General features: G+C 32.2%; 28 protein-coding genes and 1 pseudogene. 7 read left to right on the top strand and 22 right to left on the bottom strand.

Features of this window, described 5'->3' with window-relative positions; all coding sequences use genetic code 11:
* Positions 1-272: 272 nt before the first annotated feature.
* Positions 273-788, bottom strand: a complete 516-nt coding sequence (locus tag HMPREF2658_RS10060; RefSeq protein WP_000163283.1) for a type 1 glutamine amidotransferase domain-containing protein — start codon at positions 786-788, stop codon at positions 273-275.
* 133 nt (positions 789-921) lie between these two features.
* On the bottom strand, positions 922-1083 hold the full coding sequence (locus HMPREF2658_RS10065) for an SE1561 family protein (protein ID WP_001005407.1): 162 nt from the start codon (positions 1081-1083) through the stop codon (positions 922-924).
* 223 nt (positions 1084-1306) lie between these two features.
* Between HMPREF2658_RS10065 and yfkAB the strand changes: the two genes are divergently transcribed.
* On the top strand, positions 1307-2458 hold the full coding sequence (gene yfkAB, locus HMPREF2658_RS10070; RefSeq protein WP_001089602.1) for a radical SAM/CxCxxxxC motif protein YfkAB: 1152 nt from the start codon (positions 1307-1309) through the stop codon (positions 2456-2458).
* 262 nt (positions 2459-2720) lie between these two features.
* Here the strand turns inward: yfkAB and HMPREF2658_RS10075 are convergent, their stop codons facing one another.
* From HMPREF2658_RS10075 to HMPREF2658_RS10085, 3 genes are all read right to left on the bottom strand, one after another.
* Entirely contained in the window at positions 2721-3251 is a 531-nt protein-coding gene (locus tag HMPREF2658_RS10075) for an acyl-CoA thioesterase (protein WP_000184383.1), read from the bottom strand.
* Positions 3252-3340: 89 nt separating this feature from the next.
* Positions 3341-4588: an aminopeptidase gene (locus HMPREF2658_RS10080; protein ID WP_000656302.1), complete on the bottom strand. Its 1248-nt coding sequence runs from the start codon at positions 4586-4588 to the stop codon at positions 3341-3343.
* A gap of 11 nt (positions 4589-4599) precedes the next feature.
* The gene (locus HMPREF2658_RS10085) at positions 4600-4800 is read right to left on the bottom strand and encodes a DUF1128 family protein (RefSeq protein WP_000180459.1); all 201 of its coding nucleotides are present in this window, start codon (positions 4798-4800) and stop codon (positions 4600-4602) included.
* A 146-nt stretch (positions 4801-4946) separates the two neighbouring features.
* On the opposite strand from HMPREF2658_RS10085, the gene HMPREF2658_RS10090 reads away from it, so the two are divergent.
* The 3 genes from HMPREF2658_RS10090 (at position 4947) to HMPREF2658_RS10100 (ending at position 7188) form a co-directional block, all read left to right on the top strand.
* Complete coding sequence (locus HMPREF2658_RS10090) at positions 4947-5411, top strand: low molecular weight protein-tyrosine-phosphatase (protein ID WP_000228668.1); 465 nt, start codon at positions 4947-4949, stop codon at positions 5409-5411.
* Between the two features lie 6 nt (positions 5412-5417).
* A complete protein-coding gene (locus HMPREF2658_RS10095) occupies positions 5418-5693 on the top strand; it encodes a YtxH domain-containing protein (protein WP_000428172.1) in 276 nt (91 codons plus the stop codon).
* A 277-nt stretch (positions 5694-5970) separates the two neighbouring features.
* Positions 5971-7188: a YihY/virulence factor BrkB family protein gene (locus HMPREF2658_RS10100; protein WP_000037083.1), complete on the top strand. Its 1218-nt coding sequence runs from the start codon at positions 5971-5973 to the stop codon at positions 7186-7188.
* A 112-nt stretch (positions 7189-7300) separates the two neighbouring features.
* Here HMPREF2658_RS10100 and vraR read toward each other — a convergent pair whose 3' ends face one another.
* The 5 genes from vraR to map form a co-directional block, all read right to left on the bottom strand.
* Positions 7301-7930, bottom strand: a complete 630-nt coding sequence (gene vraR, locus HMPREF2658_RS10105) for a response regulator transcription factor VraR (RefSeq protein WP_000153535.1) — start codon at positions 7928-7930, stop codon at positions 7301-7303.
* Entirely contained in the window at positions 7920-8963 is a 1044-nt protein-coding gene (locus HMPREF2658_RS10110; protein ID WP_001017131.1) for a sensor histidine kinase VraS, read from the bottom strand. The genes vraR and HMPREF2658_RS10110 overlap by 11 nt, the downstream gene beginning before the upstream one ends.
* A complete protein-coding gene (gene liaF, locus HMPREF2658_RS10115; protein WP_000149064.1) occupies positions 8960-9661 on the bottom strand; it encodes a cell wall-active antibiotics response protein VraT in 702 nt (233 codons plus the stop codon). The genes HMPREF2658_RS10110 and liaF overlap by 4 nt, the downstream gene beginning before the upstream one ends.
* Before the next feature lie 14 nt (positions 9662-9675).
* The gene (locus HMPREF2658_RS10120; RefSeq protein ID WP_070854393.1) at positions 9676-10062 is read right to left on the bottom strand and encodes a hypothetical protein; all 387 of its coding nucleotides are present in this window, start codon (positions 10060-10062) and stop codon (positions 9676-9678) included.
* 216 nt (positions 10063-10278) lie between these two features.
* Positions 10279-11037, bottom strand: coding sequence for a type I methionyl aminopeptidase (gene map, locus HMPREF2658_RS10125; protein WP_000636137.1), 759 nt, complete (start codon positions 11035-11037; stop codon positions 10279-10281).
* A 530-nt stretch (positions 11038-11567) separates the two neighbouring features.
* Here map and HMPREF2658_RS10130 point away from each other — a divergent pair.
* Positions 11568-12554, top strand: coding sequence for an FUSC family protein (locus HMPREF2658_RS10130; protein ID WP_000999713.1), 987 nt, complete (start codon positions 11568-11570; stop codon positions 12552-12554).
* Between the two features lie 177 nt (positions 12555-12731).
* On the opposite strand, the gene HMPREF2658_RS10135 is transcribed toward HMPREF2658_RS10130, so the two are convergent.
* From HMPREF2658_RS10135 to murT, 4 genes and pseudogenes are all read right to left on the bottom strand, one after another.
* Entirely contained in the window at positions 12732-13145 is a 414-nt protein-coding gene (locus HMPREF2658_RS10135) for a hypothetical protein (RefSeq protein WP_001622129.1), read from the bottom strand.
* Positions 13146-13173: 28 nt separating this feature from the next.
* Positions 13174-13283 (bottom strand): annotated as a pseudogene (locus HMPREF2658_RS10140) (hypothetical protein).
* Between the two features lie 85 nt (positions 13284-13368).
* A complete protein-coding gene (locus tag HMPREF2658_RS10145) occupies positions 13369-14100 on the bottom strand; it encodes a lipid II isoglutaminyl synthase subunit GatD (protein ID WP_000544973.1) in 732 nt (243 codons plus the stop codon).
* Between the two features lies 1 nt (position 14101).
* On the bottom strand, positions 14102-15415 hold the full coding sequence (gene murT / locus HMPREF2658_RS10150; RefSeq protein WP_001250325.1) for a lipid II isoglutaminyl synthase subunit MurT: 1314 nt from the start codon (positions 15413-15415) through the stop codon (positions 14102-14104).
* A 291-nt stretch (positions 15416-15706) separates the two neighbouring features.
* Between murT and ftnA the strand changes: the two genes are divergently transcribed.
* Positions 15707-16207: an H-type ferritin FtnA gene (gene ftnA / locus HMPREF2658_RS10155; protein ID WP_000949468.1), complete on the top strand. Its 501-nt coding sequence runs from the start codon at positions 15707-15709 to the stop codon at positions 16205-16207.
* 81 nt (positions 16208-16288) lie between these two features.
* Here ftnA and HMPREF2658_RS10160 read toward each other — a convergent pair whose 3' ends face one another.
* Positions 16289-16381, bottom strand: coding sequence for a hypothetical protein (locus tag HMPREF2658_RS10160; protein WP_031785525.1), 93 nt, complete (start codon positions 16379-16381; stop codon positions 16289-16291).
* Between the two features lie 216 nt (positions 16382-16597).
* On the opposite strand from HMPREF2658_RS10160, the gene HMPREF2658_RS10165 reads away from it, so the two are divergent.
* Entirely contained in the window at positions 16598-17152 is a 555-nt protein-coding gene (locus HMPREF2658_RS10165) for a 3'-5' exonuclease (RefSeq protein ID WP_000613738.1), read from the top strand.
* 66 nt (positions 17153-17218) lie between these two features.
* On the opposite strand, the gene dinB is transcribed toward HMPREF2658_RS10165, so the two are convergent.
* The 7 genes from dinB to gatA form a co-directional block, all read right to left on the bottom strand.
* Positions 17219-18289, bottom strand: a complete 1071-nt coding sequence (dinB, locus tag HMPREF2658_RS10170) for a DNA polymerase IV (protein WP_000140176.1) — start codon at positions 18287-18289, stop codon at positions 17219-17221.
* 246 nt (positions 18290-18535) lie between these two features.
* Positions 18536-19066, bottom strand: a complete 531-nt coding sequence (locus HMPREF2658_RS10175) for a DUF3267 domain-containing protein (RefSeq protein WP_000548781.1) — start codon at positions 19064-19066, stop codon at positions 18536-18538.
* Between the two features lie 169 nt (positions 19067-19235).
* A complete protein-coding gene (gene rlmD, locus HMPREF2658_RS10180; RefSeq protein WP_001147862.1) occupies positions 19236-20597 on the bottom strand; it encodes a 23S rRNA (uracil(1939)-C(5))-methyltransferase RlmD in 1362 nt (453 codons plus the stop codon).
* Between the two features lie 80 nt (positions 20598-20677).
* The gene (locus tag HMPREF2658_RS10185) at positions 20678-21625 is read right to left on the bottom strand and encodes a diacylglycerol kinase (protein WP_001231459.1); all 948 of its coding nucleotides are present in this window, start codon (positions 21623-21625) and stop codon (positions 20678-20680) included.
* 466 nt (positions 21626-22091) lie between these two features.
* Complete coding sequence (locus HMPREF2658_RS10190; RefSeq protein ID WP_001791535.1) at positions 22092-22238, bottom strand: hypothetical protein; 147 nt, start codon at positions 22236-22238, stop codon at positions 22092-22094.
* 38 nt (positions 22239-22276) lie between these two features.
* A complete protein-coding gene (gatB, locus tag HMPREF2658_RS10195; protein WP_000545370.1) occupies positions 22277-23704 on the bottom strand; it encodes an Asp-tRNA(Asn)/Glu-tRNA(Gln) amidotransferase subunit GatB in 1428 nt (475 codons plus the stop codon).
* Positions 23705-23716: 12 nt separating this feature from the next.
* Positions 23717-25174, bottom strand: a complete 1458-nt coding sequence (gene gatA, locus HMPREF2658_RS10200; RefSeq protein WP_000027926.1) for an Asp-tRNA(Asn)/Glu-tRNA(Gln) amidotransferase subunit GatA — start codon at positions 25172-25174, stop codon at positions 23717-23719.
* Between the last annotated feature and the right edge of the window lies 1 nt (position 25175).

Here is a 25175-nt window from a genome sequence, read left to right on the forward strand (position 1 = left end):
TACACTTTTTGGGAAAATCAGTCCAAGGGCTTACAATCGTATACGCCATCATACTTACTTTTTTTGTTTTTTGAAAAGATTATAGATAAATCATTGTGATTTTAAATATTAATCATGTCAAATATTGTTATATTTTAAAAAAATAAAAGACCATCCCTACTAAATGCCAATAGAGATGACCTTTTATTTGTTATTCATTTTTTAAAACTGAAATCCATATTTCATTTCAATCGAAAATATATAAATTTTAACAATCGATAACCACAATACTTCTATTGTAATTGTTTAACAATTTCTCGATTAAAATCATCTAAATCGTCTGGTACTCGACTTGTTACAATATTGTTGTCTACAACTACTGACTCATCAACTACATGTGCGCCTGCATTTGATAAATCTTTGCGCACGTTCAATACTGCTGTTAACGTACGACCTTTTAAATCGTCTGTATCTATTAGTATTTGTGGCCCATGACAAATGGCAAATGTTGGTACATCATTTTTAGTAAAGTATTTAGCAAATGTGCCATATCGACCTTCTGTATCTCCACGTAAATGATCTGGTGAAAATCCTCCAGGAATTAATAATGCATCATAATCTTCTGGTTTAGCTTCTGCAATACCTACATCGACAGTAACTTTTTCACCGTGTTTACCAACAACTTCACTATTTGCAGTATCTCCAATCACTACAGTATTAAAGCCAGCATTCTCTAATGCCTCTTTAGGACTTGAATATTCTATATCTTCAAATTCGTTTGCTAGAATAATTGCTACTTTTTTAGTCATTGAAAATCACCTTTCTATATATATATCATTGATATAAATACTATAGACAAGTAAATCAGTGATTAAACATACAAGATATAAAAATATTAAGCGACTGTCGCGATATCTAACTCTGACACATCTTATGTGGTATTTACTTAGATACTAATTTAACCTTTTCTTCAAGCTGATCTAACAATCCAATCCATTCATCTATATCTTCAACACGTACTTCATCAGGATTTACATGATCGATATCCTCAATAAACTTATTTAAACGCGCTTTTATCTGTTCGATTGTTTGCTGTTCATTCATAAAAAGTTAACTCCTTTTATTTTGTTTTCTTTTTCATTATTATCCTAACAGAAATTGCGTTAAAGCGATATAATCTTAGCTATATTTATGACATTCAAATTATTTTGACTTTTAAAAATCCCCTTTTCAATTAACTAAAATTAAGAGATAATTTGTTACGAGTGATAATACGAAGTGGTATCATACCGATATGAACCAAATAGAAAGAAGGAAGTTTAAGACGATGAATAGCGTCAAATTGAAGCAACCTGTTAGCATTCACAATGATCCATGGGAAGCATATAACGATGTTAAAGAACATGGCCAATTAACTTTAAGTAACATCGAATTTACAACTACAAATCTTTGTAATATGCGTTGTAGCCACTGTGCAGTTGGTTATACTTTACAAACTGTCGACCCCGAGCCTTTAGATATGGACTTAATTTATCGTAGACTTGATGAAATTCCAAATCTGCGAACGATGTCAATTACAGGTGGCGAACCAATGTTTTCTAAAAAGTCTATTAGAAATGTTGTTAAACCTCTATTAAAGTATGCACATAATCGAGGTATATATACACAAATGAATTCAAACCTAACATTGCCTCAAGATCGTTATTTAGATATTGCTGAATATATCGATGTTATGCATATCTCACATAACTGGGGAACAACTGATGAATTCGCAAATGTTGGCTTTGGCGCAATGAAGAAGCAACCACCGTTAAAAGCTAAGTTAAAATTATATGAACAAATGATTTCGAATGCACGTACATTATCTGAACAAGGAATGTTTGTATCTGCGGAAACAATGCTCAATCAAAGTACGCTACCTCATTTACGAAAAATACATCAAGAAGTCGTTCATGATATGAAATGTAGCAGACACGAGATTCACCCTATGTATCCAGCTGACTTTGCAAGTCAATTAAATGTGTTAACTCTAGCGGAAATGAAAAAGACAATTCATGATATATTGGATTTCAGAGATGAAGATATTTGGATGTTATTTGGTACTTTGCCTGTTTTTCCATGCTTAAAAGATGATGAAGATCAAAAGTTACTATCACGTTTAAGAACTGCTAAAAATGTAACGACTAGAAATGATCCGGATGGACGTAGTCGTTTAAATGTCAATGTATTTACAGGTAATGTAATTGTAACTGATTTCGGAGATGAAACAGGTACAATTTCGAATATACAAAAAGATAAATTAACAGATGTATTCGATAAATGGTTATCCTCTGATCTTGCTAAATCATTAAATTGTCATTGTTCTGAGTTTAGTTGTTTAGGACCAAATGTTCTTGTTAAAAATATGTACTATCCGAATATGGATTTTAAAGATAATGAGCGTCATATGCACAAACAACCACAAATTATACAATTTTAAAAACGCTTAATTATGCGGAGAAGCACTTTATCGATAAGTAGTCTCCGCGTATTTTAATGCTATTACAAAATAAAAAACCATTAATTGCTGGCAGTACTCTACATAAATAATAAAGGTCATTTAATAGAACTAATAGTAGTCTATAATAAAAGTGTTAAATTTTAACTAAAAACATAAATGTGCATAATCAAAAAGACAGATTGTAGGTGGAATATTCGAACATAACAGTTCAATTCATCCTTAACAACCTGTCTTTATATTTTTAGTCTCTAATATGTTGCACTTGAGCTAAATATTCAATTGTTTGTTTACTTTCAATGCGACGTGCTTTTCTTCGTTCAACACGTTGTGGTGCTGTATCATAAAACCATTTTTCAACATCATCTTCTGGATATACTCCAGGTACATGTTTAGGCTTCCCTTCATCATCTAACGCAACAAATGTTAAGTAACTTAATGCAGCTAAATCATGCTTGTTATTAAATACATCGTCAATTCTAATTTGAACGACCACTTCCATCGAACTTGTCCCAGCGTATGAAACCATCGCTACGTATTGTAATATGTCCCCTGTTTTAATCGGCTTTAAGAAATCTACTGAGTCTGTAGATGCGGTAACTACTTGCGCACCAGCATGTTTCATAGCTGTGATTGCTGCAATTTCATCAATATTAGCCATCAATGTACCACCAAACATTGTATGATGGTGATTCGTATCTTGAGGGAAAACTTGTCTATTTTTATAACATTTTGATTCTGACATAGATTTCATTGGTCTGTCCTGATTTGTCATTATTTTATCTCCCAATCTATACTTTAATCACGTATTTGACCTTTAAATACATGTTTCATTTCCTACTCAGCACCTCAAAATAACATTTATTAAAATGTTGATGCCCAATTTCCATTTTCAAATACTAGTTCTTTTGAACCATCTTCGAATATGCCGTAAATAGTCAAATCACTACTACCAATCATGAAGTCGACATGTACGTTTGAATCATTTAATCCGCTTGCAATCTTTTCCTCAACAGTCATTTCCGTTCCACCTTGAATATTGAAGGCGTAAGCAGATCCAATCGCTAAATGACATGCTGCATTTTCATCAAATAAAGTATTGTAAAAAATGGTATTACGATTTGATATCGGTGAATCATCAGGTACTAACGCTACTTCACCTAATCTTCTTGAACCTTCATCGGTATTGATTAAATCTTTCAATACCGCTTCACCTTTTTCAGCTGAAAAATCAATAATTTCTCCATCTTTAAACATCAATTTAAATTGATCGATAATCGTGCCATTATAACTTAAAGGTAATTTATTAGTAACATATCCATCTACTCTATTTCGATCTGGTGCTGTAAATACTTCTTCAGTTGGTATATTAGCAATAAAAGCTTGTTCCTTGCCGTTAACATAACTTGTAGCATCTTCCCAGATATGATTTTTCGCTAAACCTACAGTTAAATCAGTACCTTCAGATACATAATGCAACGCATGGTAATTTTTTTGCTGTAACTTTTGAGCGTAAACACTTAAATTAGCGATGTGTTGGCGCCAATTTTCTACTGGATCATTACCATCTATTCGTACAATTTCAAATACTTCATCTATGAACTTAGCATATGCTTCTTCAATAGGTAACTCAGGGTACACACGCTTAGCCCAAGCTTTAGAAGGGAATGCAGCAACTACCCATGCGAATTGATTCTTTTGAACGCGTTCCATATATCCTTTAAATGCACGTGAATTTTGCTGTTGGAATGCTTGCAATTTTTTACTGTCAATTCCATTCATTAAATCAGGGTCTTCACTAATTAATGCTAAATTCGCAGCACCACGTTTTACATAATCCATTCTTTCTTCAACGTCGTACGATTTAATAGCATTATTTGCAAAAAATTCTACTGGTTCATATTCAAATTTCAAACGATTTAACGTTGGATCATTATATGCAACGCGTACATCTGATGCACCACAATTATAAGCTTCTTCAACAATTAAATGTGTTAACTCTAATGTTTCAACTGAAGCTCTTATGAAAACAGGTTGTTTCGGTTGAACATTCATACCTACTTTTACTAATAATTCAGCATATTGTTGTAACTTTTGTTTATAATCTTTCAATTCACTCACTCCTAGTCATGTCGCAATTGCCCTAAAGCATCAGCGATAGCTGTCACTTCACTCGGCGATAATCTATCTCTTGATTGAACAAAATCATATATTTCAGTTAGTTCTTCTTCGTTGGCATTTTTATATTTATCAGGATCTAACAACCCTTGATTAACAATATTTAATTTCTCTCTAATAGCTAATACTTTCTCTTCATTTGTCATAGCCTTATAGTTCACCTCTAATTATAGTTATGTTATCAAAGTATCACAATTTAATAAACTTTAATAGAAATTTATATAATCTGCTTCCTTATTGTTTAAAGTCGCTTTAAAATGGGGATATAACTACATAGTTTGGAGGAATTATAATGGTAGATGTAGCATTTGTCTGTCTTGGCAACATATGTCGTTCTCCAATGGCAGAAGCAATCATGCGACAAAGACTTAAAGACAGAAATATTAATGAAATTAAAGTATACTCTAGAGGTACGGGGGATTGGAACTTAGGTGAACCACCTCACAAAGGTACACAAAAGATTCTTAACAAACACAATATTCCTTTCGATGGCATGATTAGTGAATTATTTGAGGCAACAGATGATTTTGATTACATTATTGCAATGGATCAAAGCAATGTTGATAACATTAAATCTATCAATCCTAATCTTAAGGGCCAATTGTTCAAACTGTTAGAATTTAGTAATATGGAAGAGAGTGATGTGCCAGATCCTTACTACACTAATAATTTTGAAGGTGTATACGACATGGTATTATCATCTTGTGATAATTTAATAGACTACATCGTAAAAGATGCAAATTTGAAAGAGGGGTAGTTTTTTATGGAAAATAAATTTGTTCCTGGTATTTTAATTGGTGCCGTAATTGGTGGTGCAATTAGTTTAGCTGATAAATCTACACGTCAAGCTTTAGTTCAATCAGTTAAAGATGCAAAAAATGGTAACCGCACTCGTAAGCCTTCTAAAGTCAGCAAGATTAAAGACGAAGTTTTATACTGGAAAGATGTTGTTGAAGAAATTCGTCGTAATAATCCTGAATTAGAACGTTCATTAAAGGATGCGAAAGAAACATTTGTTAATAGAAAAAATCAACGCTAAGATGATTTTGATTTTATAAGGTAATACTTAACAATTTGGTGTACGCCTTTCGTAGTTATCATTATTAAATGATAATACAATGATTGGCCAAACTTCATTGTTTCAGTATTGCCTTTGTTTTAATTTTAAATCAAAATAGCCTATGAAAGATTTATATCAATTAATTTCTATAATATTATCATTTTTAAAGCATATCATTGTTTAGTTTTTTTATAATTGGATAAATACTAATAGTTACTTTATAAAACATTACATAGAGAAAGGTTAAGGAGTGCACATGTCGAAAAAGGACCACTCTTCTTCAAAATACCTTAATTCTGTTAAGGAAGCGCAAGAGGAGTCAAAAAAGAAAAATAAAAGTAATCCCAAAATTGATGTTGATCGTACATATATTGAACCACAACAATTCCAATCTAAGAAACCTAAAAAAGATGATCAGGTTTTCTTCTTATCAAGATTAAATAAACCTGCAAAATATAAGAAAGACTCTAATTTCTTATCATATCTCATCTATCGCATAGGAAAAGATGATGCCTCAGGACTAGCAGCGCAAATGACTTACCATTTCGTACTTGCTATGTTCCCTATGTTGCTTTTCCTATTAACATTATTACCATTTTTCAATATTAAGCAGAGTCAAATTACTAATATGTTAAGTAATGCACCCGCTGAAACATCTACTCTAATTAAGAGTGTAATTGGTGATATAACTCAAAACTCCAGTGGTGGCTTATTATCTATCGGTTTGATTTTAGCAATTTGGTCAGCTTCAAATGGAATGACTGCAATTATGAATTCTTTCAATGTTGCTTACGATGTAGAAGATAGCCGTAATGGAATCGTATTAAAACTACTAAGTGTTGTCTTCACTGTAGTTATGGGCGTTGTGTTTGTAGTTGCTCTAGCATTACCAACGCTTGGTTCTGTAATTAGTCATTTCCTATTCGGTCCACTTGGATTTGACGAACAAGTGAAATGGATTTTTAATCTTATTAGAATTGTGTTACCAATCATTATTATATTTATCGTATTTATCGTGTTATATTCGGTTGCACCTAACGTTAAAACGAAGCTTAAGTCAGTATTACCAGGTGCAGTATTTACTTCAATTATTTGGTTAGCTGGTTCATTTGGTTTTGGTTGGTATATTTCAAATTTTGGTAACTATTCTAAAACATATGGCAGTATCGCGGGTATCATCATTTTGTTACTATGGTTATATATCACAAGTTTTATTATAATTGTCGGTGCTGAAATCAATGCAATCATTCATCAGCGTAGTGTAATTAAAGGTAAAACACCTGAAGAAGCAGCATTAGAACATGATGACAATAATAAAAATCATTATAATGAGAACACTAGGTACGAATATGATGAAAATACTAATGCAACACATCAACGTACGTATCATGTTGATGAACATCCTAGTGATACCTATCCAGAAGATGATAAAAGTATAAAAGACAAAATCGTTGATAAGCTTAAAAAAGACTAAACAACAATAAAACAGAGGTTTTCGCTAATGATTGCGAAGACCTCTGTTTTTTGGTATCTATTTGATGTTATATTGTGATTGGCGTTAGTAACTTTTCTTAATTCGATATGAACTATTGAATTAAATTATGTTGGAATGCATAGATAACAGCTTGTGTTCTATCTTGCACTTCTAACTTACTTAAAATGTTACTCACATGTGTCTTAACCGTTTTAATAGTAATATGCGATGCACTAGCAATTTCTTGATTTGAGTAACCTTTCGCAATCAATAATAATATTTCCATTTCTCGTTCTGTAAGCATTTCATATAACTCTGCACGCTTTTTCATACGGTTACGCATTTTCACTAAAACTTCCGGTTCAAAAACAGATTCTCCTCTAGAAGTTTTACGAACTGCATCGGCGATATCTTTTGCACTTGTTGTTTTTAAAATGTAACTATCGACACCTGCATCTAATGCACGATATACCTCTTTATCTTCAATAAAACTAGTTAACATTAATACTTTAATTTGCGGTAAATCTTTTTTAATCTGAGTCGTCGCTTCTACACCATCCATGTCTTCCATAAGTAAATCCATTAAAATTAAATCTGGCTTCAACTCATGTGCTTTGGCAATTGCTTCTTTACCAGAAGCGCCTTCACCAACTACTTCAATATCACTTTGCGTTGATAGATAACTTGAAATTCCTATACGTACCATTTCATGATCATCCACAAACAATACTTTAATCGTCATACGAATCCTCCTTATTTAAAGGTGCTTTCACCTCGATACGTGTACCTGAATCTGGCAATGATACAATATGGAACGTTGCACCAATTTCCAAAGCTCTTTCACGCATATTTTTAAGTCCATAACTTTGTTCTAATTTTTCATCAACATTAAAACCTTTACCATTGTCTTGAATTCTCAACAATAAATAATCGTCTTTATTAAACAATTCGACTGTCACTTTTGTACCGTTTGAATGACGCAATGTATTCGAAATTGCTTCCTGTGTAATTCTGAACAAATGATCTTCAATACCTTTAGGTACTTTAAAATCTTGTATTTCATGCACAACTTTCATTGGCACTTTTTTTTGTAAATCAATAACTAAATCTTTAATACCCTCACCTAAAGATTTGTCTTTTAAACCAAGCGGTCTTAAATGTAACAGCAAAGCACGCATTTCTAACTGCGAATCTTGAACCATTTTCTCTAAAATCGGAATTTGTTGGTCTAATGGTGGTTCTAACTTCGTTTCTTTGATAGCAGATAGCATCATACTTGCCGCAAAAAGTTGCTGACTAACAGAATCGTGAAGTTCTCGTGCTAGTCTTTGACGTTCATCTTCAATAATCTTTTTAACTTTCACATCATTAATATTATAATTTTCATTGGTTAAGTTTTGAGTTTTAAGTCGCAACTTATGCAATTCTTGATTTAAAGGTACGAGTGTATGGTATAAATCTAACGTTTCACTATATATTTCTATATTTTGATCATTAATGCCAACTGTTTCGCCTTCCATTGAACGCTCAATTTGCGTCTTAATCCAATCATTTTGCTGATTGATTTTGTAAGCGAGTACCGAACCAACAATAATACACAATAATATGATGATGAGATTTAAAAATAAAAAGACTGGTATTCCGAATATTTGTGTATAAAACATACCTTGAAAATAGATGATATTTACAAAAACTTTATCGATGAACAGAAATGCAGCTAGCATGCTATATACTAAGATGAGCATTGAACCAATTGTTCTAATGTAGTGGTTCATCGATAAATCACCTCTACGTCTCCGATAAACGTTGATACGTAGATATTAACTGTATAGTTATCCGGTTTCATCATTTCTTCAATATGAATATTGTTATTTTCAACTTTATATGATTTTTCATTCACGTAAGTACTTCCATAAAAAGCAGCTACATGTAAATTAATATTGTAATTAACCGGCAATATAACCTGCACTTTACCTAAAATGTGTCTAACAACAATGGTATTATTTTCCTTAATATTTGCAGCTTTTGTTAAGTCAATATGTAGGTCGCCAATTCCATGTTGAATTTGGACATCTTCCCACTTATATACATAAACTGGTGTACGTTGCTCACCAAACCACTTTTGTTTAATAAAAGATGGTGAAGTCATAACCTCATCCGTCGCAACTACTTTTTTTGGTTTAAACTTGTGTATTAAATAACGCACAATAAGTAGTAATAAAAAGACGAACAAGATGATGATTGTATACTTATTAGACAATAATGTGAATGCAATTAATAGCGCGCCTATCCAAAACGCCAAAAGGCCACGTATTTTATGAAAATAAAGATATCCTACATAAACTAATACACATCCCAATAATAGAACGAGTAAAAAGCCAATTTTTTCAAAAAATATGTAGTAAAAATTGGCAATAATCATTAATGCAGTAAAAATGATCAACATTTGCGTTGATATATATTTGTGTGTCATGTTTCGCCGCCTTTCTATGCCACAGCGTTCATATAATTTATTAGATACGATGTTTTTTCTGTTGCTATTTTTTCAGTTGAAGTTTGTTGAATTTGAGTTTCAATTTGTGCATAATATGCTTCAACTTTATTCAACTCTGATTTAATATTTTCAATTTCTTGATTATTGATTTCTCTTGCACATTGAATTCGAAATGCTTCAGCAATATCAATATATTTATTTTCTAATGTTAGCATTAGACTGTCAATTAACTTGCTAAGTTGTTCTTTTTTAGTAATTAAATAACGCATATAATCATCTAAATTTTTCATTTTTTCATCTAACGTTAAAAGGTAGTGCTTGATATTATTTCTTACTGTTGCTCTCAAAAACTGTTCAATATAACGTTCAACATAGTTCATAACTATCACCTTTTATAATAAGTTTTAAAATACCAAATGCGCTATGTATCTTCGTTGATGTCGATGATATGTTTGCTTAAAAACTACTTTATTACAACATATTTTTGAAATGACGCATTGATTGTGTTCTTAATTATTATAAAACAGTTCCGAAACCAATATGAATAGGCTCCGGAACTAAATGATGTTCATACTTTAGTCTTAGTATATGTTGAACTATTCTTCTTCAATCTTTGTCGTTAAAATCGGACCATCCTTAGTCACGATAACCGTATGCTCAATTTGAGCAACAAAACTTTTATCGCTCGTTTCAAAAGCCCATTCATTTTTACCTTCTGTAACAAATGATGCATTTGATGAGATAAACGGTTCAATAGCTAATACCATACCTTCAGTTAATAATGTTTTGTCTTTTGGATCAAAGTAATTAAGTACATGTGCTGGTGCTTCATGTAATGATAAACCAACACCATGACCTGTTAAGTTTTTAATGACTTTCAAATCATTTTGTCTAGCTGTATTATGCACCGCTTTACCAATGTTACTTAACTTAGTACCCGGTTTTACTTTTGCAATTGCATTCTCAAATGCCATCGTTGCTACGTCACATACTTTTTGTTTCATTGGATCGTCTGATTCTCCAACGACAAATGAAATGCCTGTATCTGCATAATAGCCATTCTTCAAAGCCGATACATCAATATTTACTAAATCTCCTTCACGAATGACACGCTTACTTGGAATCCCATGTGCCACCTCTTCATTCACACTAATACACGTTTGACCAGGAAAATTTTCATCATGAATTGGCGCAGAAATAGCACCGTATTCTTCAAATAACTCTTTCGCAATATTATCAAGATCTTTCGTAGTGATACCTGGTTTGGTTGCAGCTTGCATTGTATTGCGCACTTTAGCGCATATGTATCCAATTTCTTTTAACGCTTGTAATTCTTCTTCTGTTTTTACAATCATTTTATCCCGTTCCTTTTTTATATAATTATAACTTATTATAGCAAAAATTCTTTGATATACTAAAGATGTTACTTTAGTATTTTGGAAAGTGAGTGGGACATAGTGTGATAAAGAAAAAATATTTCTTTATCGTTGTACCCCAACCTGCATTGCCTGTAGAATTTCTTTTTCGAAATTCTCTATGTTGGGGCCCCGCCAACCTGCATTGTCTGTAGAAATTGGTGTTCCAATTTCTCTGTGTTGGGGCCCACACCCCAACTTGCACATTATCGTAAGCTGACTTTTCGTCAGCTTCTTTGTTGGGGCCCCGGACTATAATTGAAAAATGCTTGTTACATGTGCATTTTATTTTAGTCAACTACTAACAATATAACATTGTGGAGCCCAGAACTTTGATTAATGTATATGAAAATCAAAGTAATGCTTAAGCATGATTATTTCAAATATTTTTCATACAGGAACTTTTCCAATGTACGATACTATTATTATAAAGCGCTCGCTAAGATTTTACGATGATTAGAGGTTAAAAAATGAACGATCAATGGTATAAACATTTAATTGGTGCCAGAACAATTAAAACTGGTATTGCCATTTTTTTAACAGCTGTCTTTTGTATGGCATTAGATTTAACACCTATCTATGCCATTTTAACAGCTGTAGTCACAATTGAACCAACTGCCAAGGCATCACTTATTAAAGGTTATCGTAGATTACCTGCTACGGTAATTGGTGCAGGCTTTGCAGTATTATTTACATATTTATTCGGTGATCAATCACCTTTTACATATGCATTGAGTGCGACTTTCACGATTCTATTCTGTACAAAACTCAAATTGCAAGTTGGTACGAATGTTGCTGTACTAACATCATTAGCTATGATTCCAGGTATTCATGATGCCTACATATTCAACTTTTTGTCTCGAACATTGACGGCGATTATTGGACTCGTGACATCAGGTTTAATTAACTTCATGGTATTTCCACCTAAGTATTATGGTCAGGTCGAAGAAAAATTAAGTAAGACAGATGCCTTGATGTATAAATTATTTTACAATCGCTGCCAAGAACTTATCTTATCAAGACTGCAATCTGATAAAAGCGAAAAAGCATATAAAAATATTTTCAATTTAAACAATCAAGTTGAAACGTTAATAAGTTATCAACGTGATGAATTAAGCTATCATAAGAAAAAAGAATGTGATTGGAAATTACTCAACCAATTAACTAAACGTGCATATACGAATCGTTTGTTTATCACTCATTTATCAAATATCATTTACTTGCCTAAAAATACTCGTGTTAACTTTTCAGGTGACGAAAAAATGGCATTGCTAAAAATTAGTAGTAGCATCAAAGATATTTTTTATGATGGTTCATTTAAGAGAGAAGATGATTCTGTAGAAACTTTACGTTCGACAATAAAAGCTCTTGAAATTAGTGGTGAAAATCAAATTAAAAGTCATATACTGTATGAAGTTTTAATGATTTATCGACTGCTAGACAGCAGATATGCATAATTTAAGTACCTTATGCTAATTGGCACCATTACTTATAATCTTACTTTATTCGTATATAGCATGTCCCTTTTTAAAATTACAAGCATAAATATTCAGACTCAAATATAGCCACACGCCTAAACTACGGAGGGATGTGGCTGTCTTTTTTGATTGTAATTGTGTATCAGGTTTAAATCATTAATGTAACGAGACTAATTCATTAATAAATTTAGTAAAACCTGATTTAGCAACATTTATCCTTAATGAAATACCAGATTCTGTTGCCATGTTTGAATGCCTTAAACCAGAATCAAAATCAATATAAATACAAAGCAGTTCTTGATTAAAATCAATAATCGTAAAATGTAAATCAGGTTCTATAAAATATATTTCGGTAACTGGATTATCGTATTCAATATGTTTTAAATTGTCAATGTCACTATCAAAAAGTGCAAATTCAAATTCAACTTCTTGATCTTCGAAAGTTGCACTAGTGTCGAAATAATAAATTTCATTATCTTCTTCGATAACTACATCTTTTAAAATAAATGTTATCGATGTTTTGCTATGTAAATAAGATGCATCTTTTAAAATCACTTTAGTAGGCTTCATCGTCAAATTCCTTTCATCTTTCATTTTTTCATGTTGCATAATTACCATTACTATTGATAATTCTACGGTAGATACTCATTGTATAATAATTATTCACTAGAACAAAAAACACACATCAATTTGGTTGTTTCCATCCAAAATAATGTGTGTGTTTATACATATATGATTAATTACTAAACTTCATCGTTTATCAATTTTAAATCCATTGATACGATGTTCAGAGTTAACGAGATTTCTTCTGTCTATTTGCTCTGTCTATTAATACTTGTTTCGCTTGCTTTTCCGCTTCATTATCTATTTCTTTAGGTTCAAACGGAATACCCTTACGTTCACAAGCTTTTTCTAACAGATAATCAGTGATTTCGTAATTTTTAGGTAAAATTGGTCCGTGTAAATAAGTACCTAATAAGTTTTTATAATGAATGCCTTCTTTTTTATCTTCATCATTATTACCATAACCAAAAGTAACATGACCAAGTGTACCGAAATTATGATATGTTCTACCACCATGATTTTCAAAACCTACAATAGTTCCAAAAGTATCACTTTCGATAACAATATCTCCTGTTAATCGGTTTGTCTTTGATTCAGTATAAAAATCTAAAATACCTAACCCTTCTAATTCTGTACCATCAGGCGTGATATATTTTTTCCCTAAAAATTGATAGCCTCCACAAATCGTTAATCCCGGCATACCATCTTCAATCGCTTCTTTAAGTGGTGTCTTAATTTTACTTAATTCTTTTGTTGCTAATGCTTGTTCTCTATCACTTCCACCACCGATAAAGAAAATATCACATTCATCAAAGGTAATACCTTCTGTTTCATTGATTTCTACGACATTAACTTTAATATTTCGTTTTTTTGCACGTTGTCTTAAAGCAATAATATTTCCTATATCACTGTATAAATTCAATTTATCTGACATAAAATGATAAATAGTCAATTCATGCATATTATGATTGACCTCCTTCAAACGAACGGTTTAATTGTTCAAGCATAGGCGCTAATGATGTATAGTTTGGTATTGCAACTGTGAAACCTTTATAATCCATAGTCTTTGCCGTTGCTTTATAAATATCACGCTCAACTATAATTGGTACTTCAACCTCTGCTAACTTCAATCGCAATTGAAGTTCTTCTGCTCGTGTACCTGTCACGATGATAGCTTCAATTTGTTGCTTAGATAATTTTTCGAAATCTGCATCATAAATCCATGAAGTATCTCGACCATCTGCAGCGTTATCATTTAGTGAAATAACATACACTTTTTCGCCTTCTAATTGTTCACCAACTGATAAACTTGCATTCATTCCTGCAGGGTTTTTAGCTAAATTGATCATCGCTTCTTTTTGTTCTTTTTTAAAGTACTGCATACGACCATTGTCTGATGTATACGTTTCAAAGCCATTTTTAATTGCTTGTTCATTTAACCCTAGCTCTCTTAAAACTGTATATGCTGCTAACGCGTTATAAGCGTTAAAGTCACCTGCTATTTTCATATCATATTTTTCATCATTAATATTTAAATGTAAAAACGGTGCCACATCAAAACTTGATATTTCATATTTTGCTTGCTCTCGTTTGAAACCACACTGACAGTGATAATGACCAATTTGATTATAATGAATATAATCGTATTGCAATAAGCGACCACAGTTTGGACAATATCTACTTTCATTCATCGTACTTTGTTCAAATTCATGGGCATGTGCTTTCATGCCATAGTACACAATCGTATCACTTGCGATTTTCAAACGACTCACAAATGGATCATCAGCATTCAGCAATAATTTGATGCCTTTATTACTAATTGTCTCTGCAATGTTATTAACCATAATATCAATTTCACCGAAGCGATCCATTTGATCTCTAAAGAAATTAGTAAATACCATCATTGAAGGTGTAACTTCTTTTAACACACGTGGAATCGAACCTTCATCAATTTCGATTACCGCAATTTTAGTCTTAGGTGTTGATTGCATGATGAATGCAGAAGTTATACCTGCAGCCATATTAGCACCTTCATTATTGTGTATAATTTGAATATTATTTGCTTTTAAAGTATGTCCAATTAAGTTTGAAGTCGTTGTTTTACCATTTGTTCCACTGATAAATACAATATCATCAACTTGCTCTGCTAATTTTCTTAATATATCTATATCCACTTTTCTAGCAATTTGTCCAGGTAAATCTGTTCCTCTTTTACCTACTGCTCTACTTGCTTTACGCGCCAATTTTGCTAGATGGATTGCCGTCCACTGTCTCATGTGTTTCCTCCTCAAATTTCCACTCGCATCATTATAACATGACAAGGCAACTTCAAAAAAGTTTCTCAATCACAAATTGATACAGCGTTTCTAAATTATAATCATTCTCATTTAGATAATTAAAAATGATATTTATTCTCAATTAAATCTCGCTAAATGATACATTTTCTCAATTAGAGTGCTAAAATCGGGTATTAAATTATAATTATTATTATTTACAATTGAGAATGAGTTTGTTATACTAAGTTTAATTCATAGTAATTTTAATTTACAAATAAGAGGTGTATCAAAATGTTAAGTAAAAATTTATTAGAAGCATTAAATGATCAAATGAACCACGAGTACTTTGCAGCGCACGCATATATGGCAATGGCAGCATACTGTGATAAAGAATCGTACGAAGGATTTGCAAACTTCTTCATTCAACAAGCTAAAGAAGAACGTTTCCATGGACAAAAGATTTATAACTATATTAACGACAGAGGTGCACATGCAGAATTCAGAGCAGTTTCAGCACCAAAAATTGACTTTTCAAGCATACTAGAAACTTTCAAAGACAGTTTAACTCAAGAACAAGAAGTGACAAGACGTTTCTATAACTTATCTGAAATCGCTCGTCAAGATAAAGATTATGCAACTATCTCATTCTTAAACTGGTTCTTAGATGAACAAGTCGAAGAAGAATCAATGTTTGAAACTCACATCAATTATTTAACTCGTATCGGCGATGACAGCAATGCATTATATCTTTACGAAAAAGAACTTGGCGCTCGTACATTCGACGAAGAATAATTAAACATCACTACAATAGACAGATAAATATCATACGACATGATAGACATTTGGGTCACTTACAATAACCCAATGTCTATATTATTTTGCTTTACGGAGATCTTTAGATTTATTTTCTAAATCATTGATCTGCGTTTTTTTATTTTCAAGGCTAATTATTGTATTTTTAGTCATTTATTTTTTAAACTACTAATGTTAATAACTCTAAATTTAATATTGAATTAATTTGACCGATTTTAAAGCATATCATCATTTACTTTTTAACCAGAGTTACATCCAAATGATAGATTTCACGTTATACCTTCACGTATAATATTATGTATCATTTGTAAGCAAATGACTAAAAAGTCTATTAATATATACATTTAATTAATTGAAAGGATTGACTACATGATACAAGATGCGTTTGTTGCACTTGATTTTGAAACAGCAAATGGTAAACGTACAAGTATTTGTTCTGTCGGAATGGTTAAAGTCATTGATAGTCAAATAACAGAAACATTTCATACTCTTGTGAATCCGCAAGACTATTTTTCACAACAAAATATTAAAGTTCATGGCATACAACCAGAAGATGTTGAAAATGCACCTACGTTTGACTACGTATTTCCATATATGATGCAATTTATTGCAGATTTACCTGTTGTCGCACATAACGCGGCATTTGATATGAACGTCTTACATCAAAGTATTCAAAATATTGGTTTACCAACTCCAAATTTAACTTACTTTTGTAGTTATCAACTTGCTAAAAGAACCGTTGATTCGTATCGATACGGTTTAAAACATATGATGGAGTTTTATCAATTAGATTTTCATGGTCATCATGATGCATTGAATGATGCCAAAGCATGTGCAATGATTACTTTTAGGCTACTGAAAAATTATGAAAATTTAACGTATGTAACTAATATTTATGGTAAAAATCTAAAAGATAAAGGCTAGGACTAAATAAAATGCTCCATTCAAAGTAAGCATTGTAAAAATGTAAACTTTAAATGGAGCTTTATTTTATATAAAGTCATATATCGTCATATTTTTATAAGTTGATTGTTCTAAATTACCTACAGTGACACCAATAAGTCGAATTGGTACATCAGGGTCTTTTAAATCGTTATAAAGTAAATATGCAATATTATAAATATCTTCTTCAGAACTAACCGAATCTCTTAAACTCATCTGTTTAGATAACGTTTCAAATTGATAAGTTTTAATTTTAACTGTTACAGTTTTAGCTGACTTCTGTAATTTATTTAGACGTTCAGCTGTTTTACCTGACAACTCCCATACTTTTCTTAAAATCTCTTCATCATCATTCACGTCTGTTGCAAATGTGCGTTCAGTCCCTACTGATTTTCTTACTCTTGATGATTTCACTTCACTATGGTCAATACCGCGTGCCTTGTTATATAAACCCCGACCTCTTTTTCCAAACAAACGTATTAATTCAAATTCCGTTTTCTCATATAAATCTCTACCGTTAAAAATACCATTATCGTGCATTACTTTTTTGGAAGCTTTACCTACGCCTGGAAAATCTCCAATATCCAATGTCATCAAAATATCATGGACATTTTGATAATCAATCACAGTCATACCATCAGGTTTATTCATACCACTCGCTAATTTAGCTAAAAATTTGTTGTAAGAAACACCTGCAGATGCTGTTAAATGTGTCTGCTCTAGAATATCTTTTCTAATATACTGAGCAATTTTCGAAGCAGGAAGGTCTGGTCTCACTAATTCTGTAATATCTAAATACGCTTCATCCAATGACATCGGTTCTACCTTATCTGTATAACTTCGGAAAATAGACATAATCTGTGCAGATGTTTCTCGGTAAGCACCAAAATTACTTGTGACAAAGTATCCATTTGGACATAATTTATGCGCTTGTGACATAGGCATTGCTGAATGGACGCCGTATTTTCGTGCTTCATAAGATGCCGTAGAGACAACACCCCTACTACTTGCTTTACCACCAACAATGACTGGTTTCCCTTTCAATTTGGGGTTATCTCTCATTTCGACTTGTGCAAAAAAATAGTCCATATCTATATGAATAATTCGTCTCTCAGTCAAGTGCTCACCTCCCTACTAATTTTTACTTTTAGAACGCACAAAAATATCTCAACATAATTATACGCTGTGTGCGATTTTTTTACATAAATCTTGCACTTAGCGATAACTATATTGAGATAACTACAAGTTGTTATAAAATCAATTGCTATTTAAGCATGATGATGAAGACGATTGAGTAAGAAAACATAGGTAATCTGAAATAATTCAAGCAAATTCATTTTGTTGGTATCATCATATTAAAATTTATTATTGAGTCGGCTTTTGATGATACAAATAAATACTATCTTCATCTTGTTGAACATATTTAAAACTACTAGATATTGTTAATGCAACAAGCAGAATATCTATAAAGCAATAAGCGGTATGCATACTAAACATAAAAATAAGTGATGAATAACCAAATACCTTAATTAAAATAAGCAAGCCAGTACTTAATAGGATTAGTGGTGACAGCATAATAATTGAGAATTGCCATTTGTTGAAGCAAGCATCTGCTGTTTGGAATAAGATTCTGTCTTTTTTTATATTAAACATAGGTTTGCTATCTTTTTTAAATAAAAGAAATAATGCTCTATGGATAAGTTCATGTAAAATCAATAAAATAATGAATCCAGCAAACCCATATACAAGATTGATGATGATATTTTGATCGACAACCGCTGTGACACCTAACGCCCACTTATACGTAAATAAAATCACGAATAACGCAATAACAAGTTGCAAGATAATAAACCTTCGCATTTGAAAATTATTTGTCGTTAAATCAATTTTATGCATTACCAACCCTCCCGATCATGACATTCTTATTCTTCTTTAAATATAGTATACAATGTCACATTTAATTTAAAAAGTTCATATCAAGAAAGTAAATTGGCTGTAATAAAATTTTAATATACGACTTCTTTCTTCACTTATTAAGGCGAAATTTTATCTCAAATCATGTGCGCTATTTCAAATTGAATAATGCCACTGTCTCAACATGTGTTGTTTGTGGAAACATATCTACCGGTGTTACCTCTTCAAGTTGATATTTTTCAGCTAATAATAATGCATCACGTTGCTGTGTTGCGGGATTACATGAAATATAGACAATACGCTTAGGTTCTAATGTAAGCAAAGTCTGAATAAACGTTTCGTCACAGCCCTTTCTTGGCGGATCAACCATTACAACATCTGGTTTAATCCCTTGTGCTTTCCATTGTAAAATAACTTCTTCAGCTTTCCCACAGACAAAAGTTGTATTATTACATTGGTTTATAGTCGCATTTTGTTGTGCGTCTTCAATTGCAGAAGGTACTACTTCAACACCGTATACATGTTTTGCATGTGGTGCCATATATAGCCCTATTGTTCCAATACCACAATAGGTATCTAATACAACTTCATTACCTGTCAATTGCGCATACTCAATTGCTTTATTATATAATTTCTCTGTTTGTTCAGAATTAATTTGGTAGAATGACTGATCACTTATTTTAAATGTACTATCTGTTAATTGATCAATAATTGTATCTTTACCATATAGCGTTATAGATTGACGTCCCATAATAACATTAGAGTGGCTATCATTAATGTTTTGTTTAATACTTGTCACATTAGGAAATGCATCTAATATCTTCTCAACAACAGCATTTTTTTGTGGCCACTTTTTACCATTAGTTACAAAAATAATCATCATTTCGTCTGTATGATATCCTGTTCTTACAACCAAATGTCTCATTAAACCTTTTTTCAATTGTTCTTGATAAATACTTACATTTAAATCTTTTAAAATAGATTTAACTTCATTCATCACTTCTTGATGTTGTGAATCTTGTATTAAACAACTTTCCATGTCAATAATGTCATGGCTTCTTTGACGATAAAAGCCCATAATAACTTCATTCTGTTCATTCTCACCAACTGGAATCTGGGACTTGTTTCGATATCTCCAAGGATCTGTCATGCCAACTGTATCGTTAATCTTAGAATTATCAAAATGTGCTTTTCGCTGAAACAAATTAATCACTTGTTCTTTTTTCATTTCAAGTTGTGCTTCGTATGATAAGTGTTGAAGTTGGCACCCACCACAACGTTCATAATATATACATGGCGGTGCAACACGATTCTCACTTCTCGTATTTATATTAAGCAACTTACCTATCGCAAAGTTCTTTTTTACTTTGATAATTTTATATTCAATTTGTTCATTAATTAAAGCTTGTGGTATGAAAATAGGAAAGCGATCTATTTTTACGACACCATGACCTTCATGCGTTAAATCAACAACTGTTCCCGTTTTAATGTCATTTTTAGCTATTGCTTGCAAAATTTTACCTCCAAAATGAACAGGTTAGGAACAAAATTATGCGCTTCCTAACCTGCCATTATATATTTCACTACTTCTGTTTATTCTTCGATTAAATTGCCATCAACATGATCATTATTTATTAACTCTTCATTTACAATATCATTAGGTGCAAAGACATCTATATGACGTTCTAGATTTAAGAAATTCGCTGGTAATTTACCACCATATTCTCCATCTACATTTAGTTGTAAGTCTGTGAATGATGAAATATTAATTGCCTTTGCTTTTTCATAAATAACTTTAGGATGCTTAGTATGTTCTCCTCTTGAAGCTAAAGTCATAATATGACCAAGTTCTGCAAGGTTTGATTTTTCAACTATAATTAACGTAAAATAGCCGTCGTCTAACTTAGCGTCCGGCACTAATTTTTCAAATCCTGCCATTGAATTTGTTAAACCTAAAAAGAATAATAATGCTTCTCCTTGGAAAACATTACCATCATATTCAATTCTTAAATCTACAGCTTTCATTTGAGGTAACATTTCGAAACCTTTGATGTAATAAGCAAATGGACCAACAATAGATTTCAATTTACTCGGTGTTTCATAAGAGACTTGCGTCAATTGTCCGCCTGCAGCTAAATTAATAAAGTATCGATTATTCATTTTACCAATATCTACTTTAGTAGAATGACCTTCAATGATGACATCAAGTGCCCCCATGATGTCATTAGGTATATGCAATGCACGTCCAAAGTCATTAACAGTACCCATAGGAATGACACCTAGCTTAGGACGATTAGGCTTTTCTGCGATACCATTAACTACTTCATTTAATGTTCCGTCACCACCTGCAGCGATTAATACATCATAATTTTCATGCATAGCTCTTTCTGCTTCAAGTGTGGCATCACCTATTTTCTCGGTTGCATATGCACTCGTTTCATATCCCGCTTTTTCTAATTTTATTAAGGCATCAGGTAATTCTCTTTTAAATTGCTCTTTACCTGATGTCGGGTTATAAATGATTCTAGCACGTTTCCTCATATCTTATCCCTCTACTTAAAATTCATTTATTTTAACTTCATCTTGGTTTCGTCTAATAGGGAGTGGGACAGAAATAATATTTAACAAAATTTATTTCGTTCTACCCCAACTTACATTGTCTTTAGAATTTCCTTTTGAAATTCTCTTTGTTGGGGCCCCACTAGAATTGAAAAAAGCTTCTTACAAGCGTATTTTCTTTCAGTCAACTACTGCCAATGTAGCATTGTAGTGCCTAGGATATTGAATTTATGACCCAGGCTCAGTCTTATTTCATCATTCTTAATATCGTTAAAGACCAACTTGTAACTTAAACAAATACTATCTCAATATGTACAAAGGTTGTTATTTATTCAGCAATTTTTGCCGTTCTTCGTTATATAGACTTCGTCAGTTATGCTATTTTACCTTTAAAATGATGTTGTAAATATAATGTTGTCTTTATACAAAAATGTTTTATACCTTTTTATTATACAGTTTGCCTTAATATAATTAAAGCTAACGCATTAATAAAATTAATATTTTTACCATTAACATGTACAATGAATAAAGTTAAAAGTAATATGACTTCTATAGATATAAATAAACCCTCGATTGCATCTAAGTCAGCAACCAAGGGTTCATTGTTATATCATCATAGTCTGATGAATCTAATTATCTTTTATCTAATTCTTGTTTTAATAGTTGATTTACTAATTGTGGATTAGCTTGACCTTTAGACGCTTTCATAATTTGACCAACTAAGAAGCCCATAGCTTTGCCTTTACCATTTTTGTAATCTTCAACTGATTGTTCGTTATTGTCTAATGCTTCATTTACAAATTTTAGAAGTGTTGCTTCATCAGAAATTTGAACTAAGCCATTATCTTCCATAATCTGTTTAGCATTACCACCTTTAGCTGCTAACTCTGGGAAGACTTTCTTCGCAATTTTACTGCTCATTGTTCCGTCTTCGATAAGTTTAATCATACCTGCTAAATTTTCTGGTGTTAATTTAGTATCTAATAATTCTACTTGATTTTTATTTAAATATTCGTTTACGCCACCCATTAACCAGTTAGATGTTAATTTAACATCTGCACCGTGTTCAATTGTTGATTCAAAGAAATCTGACATTTCTTTAGTCAATGTTAATACGTGTGCATCGTATGCAGGTAAACCTAATTCATTTACATACTTAGCTTTACGCTCATCTGGTAATTCAGGAATTGTCTGACGAACACGCTCTTTCCAAGCATCATCAATATATAAAGGTACGATGTCAGGCTCTGGGAAGTAACGGTAATCATCAGAACCTTCTTTAACACGCATTAAAATTGTTTTACCTGTAGATTCATCAAATCGACGTGTTTCTTGTCCGATTTCTCCACCATTTAACAATTCTTCTTCTTGGCGTTTTTCTTCATATTCTAAACCTTTACGTACATAGTTAAATGAGTTTAAGTTTTTCAATTCGGCTTTAGTACCAAATTTTTCTTGACCATATGGACGCAAAGAGATGTTAGCATCACAACGTAAAGATCCTTCTTCCATCTTAACGTCTGATACACCAGTGTATTGAATAATTGAACGTAATTTTTCTAAATACGCATATGCTTCTTTAGGTGAACGAATATCTGGTTCAGATACGATTTCAATTAGCGGTGTACCTTGACGGTTCAAGTCAACTAATGAATACTCACCTTTATGTGTTGACTTACCAGCATCTTCTTCCATGTGAAGACGAGTAATACCGATTCGTTTTGTTTCACCGTCGACTTCGATATCGATATATCCATTTTCACCAATTGGTTGATCAAATTGAGAAATTTGATATGCCTTTGGATTATCTGGATAGAAATAGTTCTTACGGTCAAACTTAGATTCTGTTGCGATTTCCATATTTAGTGCCATTGCAGCACGCATTGCCCAGTCTACTGCACGCTTATTAACAACTGGTAAGACACCTGGATATGCTAAGTCGATAACATTTGTATTTGAGTTAGGTTCTGCTCCAAAATGCGCTGGTGATGGAGAAAACATTTTTGAGTCCGTTTTTAACTCTACGTGAACTTCAAGTCCTATAACTGTTTCAAAATGCATGATTTCCACTCCTTATAATTTTTCATAAACGTCATGTAAATTGTATTGTGTTTCATATTGATAAGCGACACGATATAACGTTTTTTCATCGAATGGTTTACCAATGAACTGTAAACCGATTGGTCGGCCATTTGATTGTCCACAAGGAACAGAAATACCAGGTAATCCAGCTAAGTTTACTGGTGTTGTTAATAAATCATTGGCATACATTGTCAATGGATCATCAATTTCTTCACCTAAATTAAACGCAGTTGTAGGCGCTGTTGGACCAACTACTACATCATAATTTTCGAATACTTTATCAAAGTCATTTTTAATCAATGTTCTAACTTTTTGAGATTTTTTATAGTAAGCATCGTAGTAACCTGAACTTAATGCAAATGTACCTAAGAAAATACGACGTTTTACTTCTTTACCAAAACCTTCAGATCTTGACATTTTATATAATTCTTCTAATGAATGAGCTTCTTTAGAATGATAACCATAACGAATTCCGTCAAAACGAGAAAGGTTTGACGAAGCTTCTGATGATGCAATCACGTAATATGATGGAATACCAAATTTAGTATTTGGCAATGATACTTCCTCAACGACAGCACCTAAAGATTTTAAAGTTTCTACAGCGTTTTGAACTGCTTCTTTTACGTCATCAGCTACACCTTCACCTAAGTATTCTTTAGGTAATGCAACTTTTAATCCTTTAATATCTTTACCAATATCAGATGTAAAGTCTACATCATCAACAGGTGCACTTGTAGAGTCATTAACATCTGCACCAGAAATGGCTTCTAATACGATTGCATTATCTTTTACATTTCGAGTCAATGGACCAATTTGGTCTAATGAAGATGCAAATGCAACTAATCCAAATCGAGATACACGACCGTATGTTGGTTTCATACCGACAACGCCACAATATGCAGCCGGTTGTCTAATTGAACCACCTGTGTCTGAACCTAAGCTAAATGGTACTAAGCCAGCTGCAACTGCTGCTGCAGATCCACCTGATGAACCACCTGGTACTGCTTTATGGTCAAATGGGTTAACTGTTTTTTTGAAATAAGATGTTTCTGTTGAACCACCCATTGCAAACTCATCCATATTTAATTTACCGATTAAAACGGCATTCTCATTATGTAGTTTTTCCATTACAGTAGATTCGTAAATTGGCACAAAACCTTCTAACATTTTACTTGCACATGTTGTTTCTAATCCGTTTGTAATAATGTTATCTTTTATACCCATTGGAATACCAAATAATTTGCCATCCATTTGGTCTTTTGCTTGTAATTCATCCAATTCTTGCGCTTTTTTAATTGCATTTTCTTTATCCAGCGCTAGAAAAGACTTAATTGTTGGATCAGTCTCTTCAATTGCATCATATATATCTTTAACAACATCAGATGGTTTGATTTTTTTGTCTTTTATTAAAGTTAATAAATTCTCAACCGATTCGTAGCGAATGCTCATC

The sequence above is a fragment of the Staphylococcus sp. HMSC062H10 genome (assembly GCF_001836945.1).
Taxonomy (GTDB): domain Bacteria; phylum Bacillota; class Bacilli; order Staphylococcales; family Staphylococcaceae; genus Staphylococcus; species Staphylococcus aureus.